The 15,362-nt window shown below is 62.5% G+C and carries 12 protein-coding genes; 7 read left to right on the forward strand and 5 right to left on the reverse strand.

Annotated elements, in window-relative coordinates; genetic code table 11:
• Positions 1-451 precede the first annotated feature (451 nt).
• On the forward strand, positions 452-934 hold the full coding sequence (locus DV706_RS10430) for a hypothetical protein (protein WP_006064666.1): 483 nt from the start codon (positions 452-454) through the stop codon (positions 932-934).
• Positions 935-1,053: 119 nt separating this feature from the next.
• Here DV706_RS10430 and DV706_RS10440 read toward each other — a convergent pair whose 3' ends face one another.
• Positions 1,054-1,617, reverse strand: coding sequence for a hypothetical protein (locus tag DV706_RS10440; RefSeq protein ID WP_006064665.1), 564 nt, complete (start codon positions 1,615-1,617; stop codon positions 1,054-1,056).
• A 182-nt stretch (positions 1,618-1,799) separates the two neighbouring features.
• Between DV706_RS10440 and DV706_RS10445 the strand changes: the two genes are divergently transcribed.
• Positions 1,800-2,867 carry an mRNA surveillance protein pelota gene (locus DV706_RS10445; RefSeq protein ID WP_006064664.1) on the forward strand — a complete coding sequence of 356 codons (1,068 nt, stop codon included), beginning with the start codon at positions 1,800-1,802 and terminating at the stop codon, positions 2,865-2,867.
• 23 nt (positions 2,868-2,890) lie between these two features.
• Here DV706_RS10445 and DV706_RS10450 read toward each other — a convergent pair whose 3' ends face one another.
• The 3 genes from DV706_RS10450 to DV706_RS10460 form a co-directional block, all read right to left on the reverse strand.
• Complete coding sequence (locus DV706_RS10450; protein ID WP_006064663.1) at positions 2,891-3,649, reverse strand: TrmB family transcriptional regulator; 759 nt, start codon at positions 3,647-3,649, stop codon at positions 2,891-2,893.
• Complete coding sequence (locus DV706_RS10455; RefSeq protein WP_006064662.1) at positions 3,649-6,822, reverse strand: MMPL family transporter; 3,174 nt, start codon at positions 6,820-6,822, stop codon at positions 3,649-3,651. Before DV706_RS10455 ends, DV706_RS10450 begins: the two co-directional genes overlap by 1 nt.
• 302 nt (positions 6,823-7,124) lie before the next feature.
• Positions 7,125-7,859 (reverse strand): MBL fold metallo-hydrolase, encoded by a 735-nt coding sequence (locus tag DV706_RS10460; RefSeq protein ID WP_006064661.1) that lies wholly within the window; start codon positions 7,857-7,859, stop codon positions 7,125-7,127.
• Between the two features lie 148 nt (positions 7,860-8,007).
• Between DV706_RS10460 and DV706_RS10465 the strand changes: the two genes are divergently transcribed.
• The 5 genes from DV706_RS10465 (at position 8,008) to DV706_RS10485 (ending at position 14,176) form a co-directional block, all read left to right on the forward strand.
• On the forward strand, positions 8,008-8,286 hold the full coding sequence (locus DV706_RS10465; RefSeq protein ID WP_240756746.1) for a hypothetical protein: 279 nt from the start codon (positions 8,008-8,010) through the stop codon (positions 8,284-8,286).
• A gap of 71 nt (positions 8,287-8,357) precedes the next feature.
• Entirely contained in the window at positions 8,358-11,180 is a 2,823-nt protein-coding gene (locus DV706_RS10470) for an ATP-dependent helicase (protein WP_006064659.1), read from the forward strand.
• 224 nt (positions 11,181-11,404) lie between these two features.
• The gene (locus tag DV706_RS10475) at positions 11,405-11,923 is read left to right on the forward strand and encodes an Lrp/AsnC family transcriptional regulator (protein WP_006064658.1); all 519 of its coding nucleotides are present in this window, start codon (positions 11,405-11,407) and stop codon (positions 11,921-11,923) included.
• Between the two features lie 162 nt (positions 11,924-12,085).
• Positions 12,086-13,090: a TIGR04024 family LLM class F420-dependent oxidoreductase gene (locus DV706_RS10480; protein WP_006064657.1), complete on the forward strand. Its 1,005-nt coding sequence runs from the start codon at positions 12,086-12,088 to the stop codon at positions 13,088-13,090.
• 99 nt (positions 13,091-13,189) lie between these two features.
• Positions 13,190-14,176, forward strand: a complete 987-nt coding sequence (locus DV706_RS10485) for an AIR synthase family protein (protein ID WP_006064656.1) — start codon at positions 13,190-13,192, stop codon at positions 14,174-14,176.
• On the opposite strand, the gene DV706_RS10490 is transcribed toward DV706_RS10485, so the two are convergent.
• On the reverse strand, positions 14,140-15,303 hold the full coding sequence (locus DV706_RS10490; protein ID WP_006064655.1) for an ion channel: 1,164 nt from the start codon (positions 15,301-15,303) through the stop codon (positions 14,140-14,142). The genes DV706_RS10485 and DV706_RS10490 overlap by 37 nt on opposite strands.
• Between the last annotated feature and the right edge of the window lie 59 nt (positions 15,304-15,362).

The raw sequence follows: 15,362 nt of genomic DNA on the forward strand, positions 1-15,362 counted from the left end.
TCCGGGAACGCCACCAAGACACCTCTAGGCGGTGTTATCCGAATTAGGCGGGAAAACCCACGACTTCAGTCGTGGGATGAATCGCCGCACGGTTCTCAAACGTTGAAAGCGTAAAGTACGAGTGCCCAAACTACGTATCAGCGATTGTCGTTGCGATGATAGCCCATCGCGATTAACTGTCCGAAAACTGGCAGTTGACTTGGTGTTTGCCTCATCAAAAAGTAAGCCTTCGGACAATCCAACCGACGTTAAACAATCAGATACCTCCGAGTCCTGTATAGGATAGGAGTAACGGGGACGTGGCACTCCCATCGGCGTGTCGGGTCGTAAACGTAAGTTCCTAAACCAGCGCAACGGGCGTGGGAAGCCCACGACGTTAGTCGTGGGAGGATGTCACACTGTGTCTAGTGTTTTTTGTTGACAAGCGATGGCAAGAACGGTACTGAAGCCAATGAGTGAGACATCAACTGACACGGAGATTCCTCTTCACCTGTCCGACGCCACCCTCGATCGATTCGATGGGGACGATGTCGTCTGCCTGGTCGACGGAGAGCATTATCCGCCGGTAACGACGGCAACGCTTGACTCCCTCGAATCGAACGGTGTGACCGTCTCTGGACTCGTCTTTCTGGGCGGAACCGAAAAGATCGAGAATCCGACGGCGGAGTTAGCAACGACCGGAACCACAGACGCCGCCCAGATCTACACCGGGCAGGCCGCGGACGGGGATGTTCTCGACGCGATCGAACGGGCGATCCTCGAACAGGACCCGTCGATCGTCGTCGACCTGTCGGATGAACCGGTCGTGACCTACGAGGATCGATTCGAGATCGCGTCGACGACGATCGCGCTCGCATCGCGTCGCCAGCGGCGACGTCGGTTCGGTGGATCGGTGACGGCGAACCGATCGACACTGGAACCACCCTCTCGCTGAGCGACGTGTCGAGTACGTACGTTCGCGCCGAAGCTTCCGGTCCGGGTGGCGCGGTGAGTTGCACACAGCCGCTGTTTCTCTCCTGAGGCGGTCTACTGTAGTGAAACCGTTGATCGCTTTCAGTCGATAGAGTCCGCGTTTGCCTCCTGCTTGTCGACCCACCGCTGCTGGGATTCGTCGTAGGAAGCCCCAAGGGCGATCAGGAAGCCGATGATAGCCGTGACGACGGCGATTGCACCGACGGCGACGATGGCAATTGGGAGCACCGACCCGGGGAGAACCTGGGCCGAGGTCAACAGCGAGACTGCCGTCACGACGGCGATGAGTGCGAGCAAGCGACCGAAGCGGCCGGTATCGAGGTCGCTCGCTTTTGTCTCGGTTTTTGTTTCAGGGTCGCCAGTGGCGCCGATCTCGGAGTCCGTGTCACTGGTGCTGTCCAGCAGTTCGTTCAGGATCCCGTCGTACTCGTCGTCGCTCGAGACGTTACCCAGCGAGTGAATTGAGTGAGCGACCCACAGCCCCGCGGTGAAGTTGAGCAGGGCAACGAACGAGATGAGCCCGACCTGTCCGCCGACGACCAGCGCTGCAAGCACCGCGTTGGCAAAGGCAAGGACCATGACCGCGTGGACGGCGAGTGAGCGAGTTCCGAAGTCCTCGAAGAACTGGACGTGTGCGAGTTTCATACTCTGTAGTGGCTTCGAGCGTGCATACACTGTGCCCCTAACTATGACACACCGTACCAAACGTGACTGTGGTGCGAGTCGATACGAACGCCGATCGAAACCGAGACGGCCCGCCGCCGGGACCCACTCGAGTCGCTCGAGGGATCGCAGCCCACTTACCGATTCCGCGCAAAGCCACGGCCATGCAGATCAAAGACCGGGAGCACGTCGAGGGCGGGCGCGAACGGGTGACCGTCGTCCCCGAGAGCGTCGACGACCTCTGGCACTTGCAGTACGTCTTAGAGCCCGGCGACCGCGTCGCGGGCGATACGACCCGGCGGATTCAGCGCAACGATGACCAGATGCGTGATACGGGCGGCGAGCGCGAACACATGTGGGTCGCCATCGCCGTCGACGACATCGAGTTCCACAAGTTCGCGAATCGGCTCCGGGTTGGCGGCGAGATCGTCGCCTGCTCGCGAGAGGACCAACTGGGCTTTCATCACACCCTGAACGTCGAGGAACGCGACGAACTCTCGATCGAGAAACGGTTCAAACCGGACCAGGAGGCCCGCCTCGAGGAAGCCGAAGAAGCGACTGAAAACCCCGACGTCGCCATTGCGACCGTCGAGGAGGGACAGGCCCACGTCCATACGGTCGCCCAGTACGGCACCGAAGAGCGGGCGACGATCACCGGTACGACTGGGAAAGGCGAGTACGCTCGCGGCCGCTCGGAGCTGTTCGCCGAACTCGGCAAAGTCCTCAGGCGACAGGACGCGGACGCGATCATCCTCGCCGGGCCAGGCTTTACCAAACAGGACGCCTACAAGTATTTCGAGCAGAACGAGCCCGAGATCACCGAGCAGATCACGATGGTCGATACGGCCAGCGTCGGCGACCGCGGCGTCCACGAGGTGCTCAAACGCGGCGCCGTCGCCGACGTCCAACAGGAGACTCGCATCGAGAGCGAGGCCGAGTACATCGACGAACTCACGAAGCGAATTGCCGAGGGTGCGAAAGCCGCCTACGGTCCCGAGGAGGTCAAGCAGGCCGCCGAGTTCGGCGCGATCGAACGGCTGCTCATCCTCGACGACCGACTCCGAAAAGAGCGCGGCCCGGACGGCGAGTGGGTGATCGACGTCGACGACATCGTTCGCACAGCGGAACAGAAAGGCGGCGAGGTAACGGTCTTCTCGAGCGAGTTTCCCCCGGGACAACAGCTGTCGAACCTCGGCGGCATCGCGGCGTTGTTGCGCTATCGGCTCGAGTGAGTTCGCCGACGACGCTTTTTCGATCAGTTGATGTCGGGCTGTACTTCGTCGCTCGCCTGGATCAGCTGGATCAAGACGGACGCAAACAGCGAGTCGGAACTCCAGATCGCCGTCTCACTGTGGTCGTCACCGACGACGCTCAACAGGAGGCTGTCGTCGTCGACGATGACGATCCGGCCCGAGCGCTGGTCGTCGTCGCGATGGGCTGGTGGAACCGCGGTCTCGACGCCCTCGAGCGCACCGAGTTGTGCCCGAACCTCATCAGTGCGGCTAATCACGAGCACTGAGACGCCGGCTGCGGCCTGTTCCTCGAGCGTCCGTTTGATCGGCTCCGTGACGAGCGCTGGCAGCCGCGTTCCGAAGACGATCGTCTCCTCGGCCTGTGAGAGCAGATCAACGACGCGGTCGTCGACACGGTCGCGGCTCCGAACCGTCCAGATGTCTTCCTGTGTCTCCTCGGTCGCCGACTCTTGTTTGACCGTGTCAACGTACTCGAAGGCCCGTTCGCGTTCGCGTTCGAACCGTTCCTCGAGCGTGGCCTGTGCTTCTTCGATGCTCACCGGCCGGTAGCGGATCGGATTCGACTGCTGGATCTCGAGCAGGCCGCGGTTCTCTAAGCTCTCGGCGACGCTGTAGACCTGCGATCGGGGAACGTCGGTGACGCTGGCGACGTCGCGTGCCGTGCCGGAGCCGAGTCGGTGGAGGGCGATGAACACCTTGGCTTCGTAGCTGGTGAGCCCGAGCCGTTCGAACGCGTCGAGGGCGTCGCTTTCATCAGTCACTACTCATCGCCTCGTGAGTCGTCTCCTGTCGCATTTGGTTCGGTTTCGGTGCCACCGTCACTTGCCGTTGGCGTTTGGGTGGTCGCTCCCGACATCGCAAAGGAGACGTCCGGACCGAAGTATCGCGTCCAGAACACCAGCAGCGTCGGTAGGACGACGACGCTCGCGAGGAACGCATACGTGATCGTCAGCCCGGTGATGATCCCGAACTGCCGGAGGACAGGGAGGATGGCGAAGGCAAGGGTACCGAAGCCACCGACGGTGGTTGCGGCACTGCCAAGCAGTGCGCCGCCGGTTCCGGTCACAGTCGTCTGCATCGCCGACCAGACGTTGCCCTGGCGCTCGAGTTCGAGCGTGTAGCGGGCGCTGATGTGGATACTGTAGGCAACACCGAGCCCGATCGTGAGGCTAGTGATCATCCCGGTCAACACGTTAAACGGCATCCCGATGAGATGCATCGTCCCCAGAATCCAGCTGACCGAGAAGGCGACCGGCAACAGCGTCACGGCCCCAAGTGTCGCACTGTTTCCGGTCAGCCAGTAGGCTGCTGTCAGGAACCCGAAGACGGCGACGAGCGTGATCAGCAGGCTCTGGAGCACCGTATCAAGCAGATCTTGCTCGACGATGTAGTTGACGAGTGGGTCGCCGGTTGCAATCGCGTTCAGTTCTCCGGGGCCGGCATCGAGATTACGTTGATCGCCGGTGCCGCTGGCGTCGATTGTTCCGGCAATGGCGCGCATATCGTCGGTCGTCTGACCGAAGCCGACGTCACCGCGGGTGGCGATGATCAACCGCGCTGACTCGTACTCGCCGTCGTCGGTTCGGTAGAGCACGCTGCTGGCTGCATCCTCGTTGGCCTCGAACAGTTCGTCGTACAGTGCGTCGACGTTCTGGTCGGGGACACCGTCGTCGTCCGTATCGGCAGCGTGGAACGACTCGTTGAACGACTCGTTTTGGGCTGCTGTCTCCTCCATCACCGAGAGTGGCCCTCGGATATCTGCCTCACCGTTTGCGAGCGTGTAGACGGAGTCGGTCGCTGCCGCCTCGTCCTGTGCGTCAGCGACCTGTTGTAAGCTCCCGTCGTCGGCTATGTCTCCCTCGATGAGTATCTGGGCTTGCGTATCATCACGCTGGAAGTTCTCGTTGACGAACTCGAGATCAGCTTTGGCCTGATACTCGCCCGGAGCCATCCCTGCTGGGAGGTTCTCGGTCCAGGCGGGCGGGCTCTCGGCGAGGAAATCCTCCTCGTCGAAGCTGGTGTCGACCTCGCTCGCGCCGTAGACGCCGCCAGCAGTGAGCAACAGTGCCACGACCAGGATGACAAGCGGGATTTTTCGGGCTGCGGTCGATCCAAGCGTGAGGGCGCTCGTAAATCGGCCCTCACCGGTCCCGAACGCGCGCTTGTGTCGGTTCCAGCCGCGTGCCTCGAGTGCCGAATCGATCTCGACTTTCAGCGCGGGAATGAGCGCGCCGAAGATGATCAGGGCTGCGATAATGCCGACGGAGCTGACGATCCCGAACTCCCGAATGGGACCGATCGGGCTGACGAGGTTCGCGAGGAACCCGATCGCAGTCGTCGCCGTCACCCAAATGAGGGCGACACCGACGCCCGCGAGTGCGATCGTCATCGATCCGCGGACGGTACTGTCTACACCATCCGTCTCACGTTGCTCACGGGTCGCGTCGCTTCCCGCTCGCTCATCCGAGATCCGTTGGGTCTCGCGTTGCTCTCGATGTCGCATAAAAACGTGTATCGCGTAGTCGATCGAGAGCCCGATCAGTAACACCGGCACCGCGATCATCATCTGGTTGAAGGCGATTCCGGCCCATCCCATGAAGCCGAACGTCCAGACGAGCACGGCAAGGATACCGACGACCCCCAGCGCGATGTCGAGCGGATCGCGGTAGGCGACCGACAGTGCGATGACGACGAACAACAGCGCGAGCGGGCCAACAATCGCGAGACTGTCGCCCATCGATCGATCGATCTCGTCGTTGATGATGCCAAAGCCGAAAACCAGATACTCCTGTTCGTTCTGGTTTGCGAGTTCACGAAGGTCGAGTTGAGCGTCGAGTGCCGGACCGGAGCCACCCTCCATCCCCATCATCTCGCCGCCCGTCTGCTGGGAGACCAGCGTCATGCGAGCGTCGGCCTCGGTCGTGCCAGGCTCATACGACGTCGGCATGAAGCCAAGTGCTGCCCCGCTGCCATCACCGTCTTCAGAGAGCGTCTGTGTGAGTGCGTCCTCGAATTCCTCCTCATCGAGGTCCTCGAGCGCCTCGATCTGTGCCTCGAGCGACGGTCGCTCGTCGCCACCTTCCTCGAGTGCCTGTTGGTCTTCCTGAAGCTGTTCGGAGTCCGCTTCGAGCTGGTCGTACTCGTCTTCGAGAACGCCGAACGTCGCGCCGGCATAGACGTCCTCGAGGCTCTCGGTTAGCGCCTCGTAGTCGTCAGCGACCTCGGGATTCGTCGCCGGATCGTCATACTGTTGTTCGAGTGCCCAGCGGTCAGCCTCGATCTCTCGAGCCTGGTCGCCGAACTCGGTGTACTCTGCGGTCTGCTCATCGTCGAGTTCGGCTTCCTCGGCGGCCTGTGTGAGTGTCGCCTCGATGTCGGCTTCCGTGTCTGCGGCAGCTGCCTCGTCGCCTGCTGCAAGTTCGGCCTGATACTGCCGCTCGAGTTCGACCGTCTCGTTGAGTCCATCCTCGAGCGTGCCGCGTCTGGTCTCGAGGTCGGCCTCACGCTGCTCGAGTTCGGCACTTTGCGCTTCGATTTCGGCAACCTGCTCGTTGGTGATTGCCGTGATCGCGACGAGGTTTTCGACGCCGGTTATCGAATCGTTCTCGACGAGCGTCGCGTTGATCGACTCGTTCGCGTGAATCTCTTCTTGGAACTCAAGTGAACTGACCAACGACTCCTGTGTCAGGACGTCATCGCCTCTCGCGATCAGTTGTACTGATGTCGTGTTTTCATCGCCTTCAGCGGCGAAGCGCTCGTCGATATCCTCGAGCGCTTCGGCCTCCGGTGAGTCAGTCTCGAACTGCTCGAGTGAGGACTCGTCGTCGACCATCGACACACCTGCACCCACGAGTGCTGTCGTCAACAGGAGGGCAAGAATAACGACTCGAGAGTGACGGGTTACGACGTCTGCGAGACGATTCGGGACGCTCATCCATCTATCGCCTCGAAATAGGCCGATTGGAGTTGTGGGACCATTCTGTTGTTATGATCCTACAAACTACTGCTATATACTTCGTTCGGATATCACTGTTAGGCATGGGTGGCGTTGGCTTTGAACACAGGTGATAGGGTCGTCAACTCAGGAGTGAGGATCGGCGAAAAAGAAGTTCATCGGCGACACTGAGACGGACTGCTGTCGTCACTGACCGCCGCTCACCGACCTCGTCTCTGGTGATCGGGACAGCAGCCCGTCTGACTGCTCACTGCCCGCTGTTGACGGATTCGTCGCTGGTATCACTCGACCGAGATCGTTTTCAGATCCTCGGCGAAGCGGACATCGCCGTCGTAGTGGGTGCCGATCGACTCGAGCATCTCGTCGTGACGGCCCTCGGTGTGTGGATACAGATGCGTCAGGTAAACCCGTCCGATCTCTCGGCCGGCAAGTGCCGTGCCGAGCGTTTCCGGTGTCGGGTGGTTCGAGACGTCGACGTCGTCGGGGAACGAACAGTCGTGTGCCAGGATTGCCGAGCCTTCGGCGAAGTTTGCCAGTCCGGCAAACGCCTCGGTGTCGCCGCTGAAGGTGAACAGATCGCCAAACCGGTAGGCCAGACACGGCAGCGAATGGCGCGTTTCGTAGGCCGAGACGTCGAAGCCAGCGACGGAGAACTCGCCAGCGACGACCTCCCGAACCTGCAGATCGAGTTTATCCTGCATGTACTCGTGAACGTCGAGCAGGTCGTCGACCAGCGCTTTCGTTCCCTGCGGACCGACGATCTCGAGGTGCTCTTCGCCGGCGAGCCAGCGGGCTTTCATCAGCGGCAGCAAGTCGGCGACGTGATCGAGGTGATGGTGGGTCAACAACACCGTCGAGATCCGCTCGTAGCCGACGCCGGATTGCTGGAGTCGGTGCAAGACGCCCGAGCCACAGTCGACGAGCAGAGTTCGACCGTTCTCCTGAACGAGCACTCCCGTCTGGAAGCGCTCACCAGTCGGCATTGCGCTCCCGGTTCCGAGAAAGGTGACACGCATATCGAACCCTTCGAACGGCCTGCCCGATAAGGGTAGCCTCTTGGAGGTCGCGTCGCTTCCGACCACTGGTCTACTCGAGTGCGTTGGTCCTGACTTATCCCACGCCCGATCGGTCTCCTATCGCCCCGGAATCGGCGAGGGGTTTTCCATGCTGGACGCCCTCCATTCTTGTAGAACAGTGCCATCGCTCGAGTACTACGACAAACTCCTGCTCGCTATCGCCGGGAGCCTCGCGTTCGGGGTGGCGATCGGTGTTGCCACATCCGTCGCGTTCGAAGTTGGACTTGCCAGCGGGGCGGTATTTGCGACGCTGTTCGTCTACGATGCGATGTTTCGCAACCCGCCGCTCCCGACGGCGGGTGCCAGAGCCGCCGTCCTCGTCTGGCATGTGTTCGTCATCGTTGCGATCGCGACAGCGATCCTCTGACCGACGACGCACGGTTTACTTTCACTCCGGTGGGCAAACCCTCTTACATACCCATCCCCCAGACGACGACAATGGACGGGAGTGTGCGCCCATCGGTGCTGGATTCCGACGCCGAGTTGCCGTTCGATCCCGACGCGGTTACGATCGAGGACGGTGACGTTTTCGAGTTGCTCGAGCCCGCAGTCCAGGAGTGGTGGCTCGAGGCCTTCGGCGAGTACGTTCCCGAGAATAGCGGCTTTTTTACGCCACCACAGCGAGGTGCGATCCCGAAGATCCACGAGAGAACGAATACGCTGATCTGTGCACCCACTGGTTCGGGAAAGACGCTGAGTGCGTTCTGTGCGATTATCAACGAACTCTACAAACGCGATCGGGAACACAACGACACCGAGACGCAGCCGCCTGTTCGGGAGACGGCAGCCGATTCTGGTCTCGAGAACTCCGTCTACTGTCTCTACATCTCACCGCTGAAGTCACTCGCCAACGACATTCACCGCAACCTCGAGGTCCCCCTCGAGGGGATCGAAGACATCGTCGCGAGCCGAGACGACAACCGGGAGATGGGCGAGATCCGCCACGCGATTCGCCACGGCGATACGTCCTCGAGCGACCGTCAGCAGATGCTCGAGGAGACACCCCACATCCTCAACACGACACCCGAAACGCTCGCGATTTTGCTGAACTCGCCGAAGTTCCGCGAGAAGCTACGCACCGTCGAGTACGTCATCGTCGACGAGATTCATTCGTTAGCGGACGGCAAACGCGGCACCCACCTGTCGGTTAGCCTCGAGCGACTCGAGGCGATGACCGAGGGCGACATCACGCGAATCGGCTGTTCGGCGACGATCGACCCGCTCTCGCAGGTAGCCGAGTTTTTGGTCGGGCAGGAGACGCCGGGCGGTGACTCTCGTCCGTACGAGATCGTCGACGCCCGCTTTGCCCGCGAGTTCGACATCGAACTCGAGTGTCCGACCGACGATCTGATCAACACCTCCCGCGAGGTCGTCCAGGAGCGGTTTTATCGCCAACTCCACGAGCATATTCAGGCCCACACGAACACACTCGTCTTTACCAACACGCGCTCGGGTGCCGAACGGGTCTTACACACCCTCCGCGAGCGCTTCGACGCCTACGACGAGGGAAACTCCGGCTGTCATCACGGCAGCCTCTCGAAAGACGTGCGCCAAGATATCGAGACGCGGCTGAAAGACGGCGATATCGACGTCGTCACCACCTCGACCAGCCTCGAGTTAGGGATCGACATGCCCCACGTCGACATGGTGATCCAGGTCGGTTCGCCGAAAAGCGTCGCCGCGTTGCTCCAGCGAGTCGGCCGCGCGGGTCATCGCGTCGGCCAGACCGTCACCGGCCGGGTGATCGCCCTGGATCGGGACGAACTGCTCGAGTGTGCGGTCATGCTCAAAAAAGCCGACGACGGGTTCGTCGACTCGGTGTCGATCCCTCAAAACGCCCAGGACGTCGCCGCCCAGCACGTCTACGGGATGGCGATCGCCGAGATCCGCCCGGAGGCCGACCTGAAGGCGATTTTGAAGCGGGCCTACCCCTACCGGGACTACGCCGAGACGGAGTACGAGTCGCTCATGCGATATCTCACCGCCGAGTACGCCGGCCTCGAGGATCGAAACGTCTACGCGAAGATCTGGCGCGACGAGAACGACCCACCCGACGGCGAGCACCACCACGAGGCGTTCCCCGTCGGCGAGCCCCTGATCGGCAAACGCGGCCGGCTGGCACGGGTCATCTACATGACTAACATTGGGACGATCCCGGACTCGTTCACCTGCGATGTCTATACGCGCGCCAGCGACGAGTGGGTCGGCCAACTGGACGAGAACTACCTCGATACGCTCGAGAAGGGCGACGTGTTCGTCCTTGGCGGCGATCACTTCGAGTATCGCTACCGGCGGGGCTCGAAAGTGTACGTCGACCGCACGAGCGCCCGCCCGACTGTCCCCTCGTGGTACTCCGAACGGCTACCGCTGTCGGTCGATCTCGGCCGAGAGATCCTCACGTTCCAGGCTGCCCTGCTCGACCACTACGAGACTGGCGGACCACCCCGCGTTCGGGCCTGGCTGCGAGAGTTCCCGCTGGACGACGACAGCGTGCGCGCGATCGCCCGACTGTTCGACCACCAACTCCAGTACGCCGGCCTCGAGAGCGTAAGCACCCACGACCGACTCGCGATCGAAGTCGTCCGCGACCGCGAGGAGTACGAACGCCACTACTACGTCCACTCGGCGTACGGCCGCAAAGTCAACGACGGCCTCTCGCGGCTGTTTGCCTACCACTGCGCCCAGCAGGCGACCACCAACGTCCGTGTCGCCGTCGCTGACAACGGCTTCGTCCTCTCGATGCCGTTGAATCGCAAGGTCGATCTCGAGGGACTCATCGACGACCTCGAGGCCGACGACGTCCGCGAGGACCTCCGACAGGCGATCTCGGGCACGGACCTCCTCCAGCGATACTTCCGGATCAACGCGACGCGAGCGCTGATGATCCTCAAACGCTACAAAGGCTACGAGAAATCGGCGAGCGAACAGCAAGTCTCGAGCGAGATGTTACTCGGCTTTGCGGAGGACCTCGAGAACTTCGCCGTTATCGAGGAAACGTATCGAGAGGTGCTCGAAGACAAACTCAACGTCGACAAAATCGAGGCGGTCGTCGGCGACATCGAGACCGGCGACCTCGAGGTTTCTCGAACCCTGCTCGATTCGCCGACGCCGCGGGCGTTCGGGCTGGCGACGCTGTCGGCCAGCGACGTCGTCCTTGCCGAAGACGAAAGCGCCGCGTTGCAGGCGTTTCACGAACACGTCCTCGAGGAGATCGGCGATGAGTCGCTGCAGGGACTACAGGCCAGCTCAGACGACAACTGAGACGATACCGTCAGGACAGCGCTTCCACAACTCATAGATACCATTCAATATAATTCCGCAGCAGTGGCTCGAAATCCATAGCTCGCACATATAGTTGGATGACCTGCAGCATTCTGGTGTGCGCTGGCGGTGAGCCAGCCGCTGTCGCGGTCAGCAGGGACCGACTGACTGAACTCGCGGATTGAACAGATACACATCACTGAACCACAGAACGGTAGACAACTATGACTGATAACGAACAACCAAACTGGGATTTCAAGGACCGTGATATTGCTATCCTCTGTGAACTCTCGAGTGACCCACAGCTGTCTTCGCGGGAACTGACGAACGTCCTCGAGTCGAAGTACGATATCGACGTCTCACACGTGACGGTCAGCGAGTCGATTCGACGGATGCGCGATGAGGGTGTGTTCCGGGAGGCCATTATTCCAAACGAGGAGTATTACACGTTCGCGCTGTTCGAGTTCAAGTTCAACACACAACAGTTCGAAGACAACTGGCGAGACGCAATGGAGCATATCAAAAACGACAAACATACGTTGTTTTTCTTCCTCTCGGATGGCGAGTACCAGTGGAAAACGGTCATGATGTTTCGCAGTCGCGAGCAGATTTCGAAGTGGATCCACAACTGCTACAAAGAACACGGCGGCGTGATCGCAAACATCCGGAACTCGTCCGTTCACAACGTGTTGAAGTTCCAGACGGATCCACAGATCTACAAGGACCTCCGGGACGAACAGTGATCAACCGGGGGTCGTCTCTCATGACGTTTCGGCAGCGTCCTCGTTTTTATCAGCGAACCACCCATACTGGCGAGTGAAACGACCAATGGTACCACAGCCACGCCTCGACGCCGAGACGACAATGTCTCGAGTTGTCACACGGAGTTCGGAGGATCGAAAGCGATGACAGACCGAGACGTCCACCTGCCGGTCGCCGCCCAGCCGACCGTCGACTCGATCGTCGACTACACCCAGCGGGCCGAAGCCGGCGGCTACGACTGCGCGTGGCTCCCCGAGACGTGGGGCCGCGACGCCGTCACCGTCCTGACGGCGATGGCCGAACGCACCGACGAAATTGCGATCGGCTCGAGCATCCTCAACACCTACTCACGGTCGCCAGCGCTGTTGGGCCAGACGGCAGCAACGCTACAGGAGGTCTCCGGCGGCCGGTTCCGACTTGGACTCGGCCCGAGCGGCCCCGCCGTCATCGAGAACTGGCACGGTCTCGAGTACGGCAACCCGCTCAAGCGCACCCGCGAGACCGTCGACATCGTTCGGCAGGTGCTCTCGGGCGAGGCCGTCGACTACGACGGCGACGAGTTCGACCTCGCGGGCTTTCGGCTGCGCTGTGCGCCACCGGAGCCGACCCCGCCGATCGAAGTGACCGGCATGGGGCCGAAGGCCGTCGAACTCGCCGGCCGTTTTGCCGACGGCTGGCACGGGATCATGCTCACCCCCGACGGCGTCCGCGACCGCCTCGAGAACATCGAACGCGGGGCCGAACTGGGCGAGCGCAACCCCGAGGACGTTCGAGTGACGACCGGCGTGACCTGCTGTGTGCTGGACGATACGGCCCGCGCCCGCGAACTCGCGCGCCAGCACGTCGCCTTCTACGTTGGCGGCATGGGAACGTTCTACCGCGATGCACTCGAGCGACAGGGCTACGACGAGGCCGTAGCGATTCATGACGCCTGGCAGGCAGGCGACCGCGAGCGCGCACTCGAGCTCCTTGGAGACGACCTCCTCTCTGATCTCTGTGCCGTGGGCGACCCCGAATCGGCTCGTGAGAGCCTCGAGCGCTACGAGGCCGTCGACGGGATCGACGCGATCGCCGTCAGTTTCCCACGTGGCGCGACGGAAGCCGAGGTTCGACAGACGATGGATGCAGTGGCACCGGGAGCCGACTGAGCACCGGCGGTCGAACGACGTCGGCCGCGGTGTGTTTTTCGACCGTGCGCTCGAGTCGACCCCGACAGCTACAAACCCCCAATCCCCTCAGTTCGTGGTATGCCCGGCAAGGTGAGCCCGGACGACTTGCTCGACCACGTCTTCGGCCGGACGGGAACGGCTGCCGACGACGAGACAGTACTACAGGGACCCGCAGACGGCGAGGACGCCGCCGGAATCGCAGTCCCCGGAAGCGACGAGACGCTCGTCGTCAGCTCCGATCCAATCTCGCTTGCGGCCTCGCAGGTCGGCACGCTCGCCGTCCGCGTCGCCTGCAATGACGTCGCTGCCTCGGGTGCCGACCCGCGCTGGCTGACGGCCGTCATCATGCTCCCCGACGAGGACGCGCCACTCGAGGCGATCACGCGCGACCTCGACGCGGCCGCTCGAGATATCGGCGCGTCGATCGTCGGCGGCCACACGGAGTACGTCGACCAACTCGAGCGCCCGCTGCTCTCGCTGACGGCGATGGGGATGGCCGAGTCGTTCGTCCCGACACACGGTGCTGAACCCGGTGACAGCGTCATCCTGACGAAAGCCGCCGGCCTCGAGGGAACCGCCATCCTCGCGTCCGACTTCGGCGATGACCTCGGTGTCGACGACGCCACCTGCGAGCGCGCTGCGGGGTTTGTCGACGAGATCAGTATCGTCGCCGACGGCCGCGCGATCCGGGAGTATGCCACGGCGATGCACGACCCCACTGAGGGCGGCGTCGCCGCCGGCGCGCTCGAGATTGCCCGCGCCTCCGACGTTCGACTCGAGATCGATCGCGACGCGGTGCCGATTCGCGAGGAGACCCAGCAGCTCTGCGAGGCGGCCGACGTCGATCCGTTGCGGATTTTCGGCTCCGGGGCGTTGCTCGCGACCGTGCCAAGCGAGGCCGTCGATGACTGTCTCGAGTCGCTCGCCGAGGCAGGCCTCGAAGGGGCCGAAATCGGCACGGTCCAAGCGGGTGCGTTCGAACTGATCCTCGACGGCGAGTCGATAACCGACCCGATTGAGGACGACCTCTACCCCCTCTGGGAGGCGGCCGACGCCGAGGACTGACCGTCGGGACTGCTGGCTGCCAGCACTGCGTCGATGACCGTCTCGATGAGGACCGGGTCGGGCGCGACGACGACGTCCGCCCCGAGACGAACGAGCGAGCCGCTCGAGTCGGCTGTAGCAACGGCCACGATTTTGGCGTCGGTGTGCGACTGGGTGGCAGCGATGGCGTCGCCGGCGTCGGTTCCAGCAGCCGAAACGAGCACTGCGCGACACCGCTCGAGTCCCGCTCGCTCGAGCGTGTCGCTGTCCGTCACCTCGCCGACGAACCTACTGACGTCGTCAGGCAGGCTCGAAACCGCGTCTTCGTTCGTGAGGACCGTGACCGACGCGTGTTTCCCAAGCCTCTCGATTACGGGCACGAGCGTCGCGTCGCCGTCGAGGACGGCGACCTGTGGCGTCTCTCCGTCCTCGGTGTCGCCGGCACCACTGGTGTCGGTCGTCGTCATCGCGCGCCGGCCGGTTCGCTCGAGGTGGGCCTCGAGTGCGGGCTGGAACAGGCTGCCGGCGGCCGCGGCGATGGTCGCGGGCCCAAGGATCGCCAGCGAGATGGCGAACAGGCGTCCCGAATCGGTGGCTGCGTGGATGTCGCCGTAGCCGACTGTACTCGCGGTGACGACAGTGAAGTAGACCGCGTCGACGACGCCGTCAACGCCGTCGAACTCTCCGCGGAGCGCGTACGCACCGGCAGTGCCGTAACAGAACACGCCGACGAGCGCCAGCAGCGCGCCGATCTGCGTTGCAGTGAGATGACTCGAGCGACCGAACCGCCCGCTCGTGGCCACGAGAACGACGAGACCGCCGACAGAGAGGACAACGAGCGGCACCGAGAGCAGCCGGTACTGGACGATACCGTGAGCCGCTGACAGCCCGATGAGGGCGACAGCGGCGGCGAACGCGATTCGGTACCCCCGTCGCATTCCCCACGCGGTGACGAGCAGGGCGAAGCCAATGATGGTGCCGCTGAACTCCGTGACCGACTGCAGCGTCCCGAGGACGCCGGCCGCCTCGATAGCGGGGTCCGTGAGGATCGCCGCGACGCCAGTCACGATGGACGTCAGCGCGATCGCGACGACGACCCAGACCACGACCCGAACGCCGGGCCGACGCGGGTGAAGCGAGTCGAGCATAGCGAGTCCTCACCGCCGACAGCGGTAAATCCCCGGCCGTCTTCCACGTTCCGAGACCG

This window comes from Natronorubrum bangense (assembly GCF_004799645.1).
Classification (GTDB): Archaea; Halobacteriota; Halobacteria; order Halobacteriales; family Natrialbaceae; genus Natronorubrum; species Natronorubrum bangense.

Coding starts and splice junctions, on each gene's coding strand:
- DV706_RS10430 (WP_006064666.1), top strand. CDS start 452: ATGAGTGAGACATCAACTGACACGGAGATTCCTCTTCACCTGTCCGAC.
- DV706_RS10440 (WP_006064665.1), bottom strand. CDS start 1,617: ATGAAACTCGCACACGTCCAGTTCTTCGAGGACTTCGGAACTCGCTCA.
- DV706_RS10445 (WP_006064664.1), top strand. CDS start 1,800: ATGCAGATCAAAGACCGGGAGCACGTCGAGGGCGGGCGCGAACGGGTG.
- DV706_RS10455 (WP_006064662.1), bottom strand. CDS start 6,822: ATGAGCGTCCCGAATCGTCTCGCAGACGTCGTAACCCGTCACTCTCGA.
- DV706_RS10460 (WP_006064661.1), bottom strand. CDS start 7,859: ATGCGTGTCACCTTTCTCGGAACCGGGAGCGCAATGCCGACTGGTGAG.
- DV706_RS10465 (WP_240756746.1), top strand. CDS start 8,008: ATGCTGGACGCCCTCCATTCTTGTAGAACAGTGCCATCGCTCGAGTAC.
- DV706_RS10470 (WP_006064659.1), top strand. CDS start 8,358: ATGGACGGGAGTGTGCGCCCATCGGTGCTGGATTCCGACGCCGAGTTG.
- DV706_RS10475 (WP_006064658.1), top strand. CDS start 11,405: ATGACTGATAACGAACAACCAAACTGGGATTTCAAGGACCGTGATATT.
- DV706_RS10480 (WP_006064657.1), top strand. CDS start 12,086: ATGACAGACCGAGACGTCCACCTGCCGGTCGCCGCCCAGCCGACCGTC.
- DV706_RS10485 (WP_006064656.1), top strand. CDS start 13,190: ATGCCCGGCAAGGTGAGCCCGGACGACTTGCTCGACCACGTCTTCGGC.
- DV706_RS10490 (WP_006064655.1), bottom strand. CDS start 15,303: ATGCTCGACTCGCTTCACCCGCGTCGGCCCGGCGTTCGGGTCGTGGTC.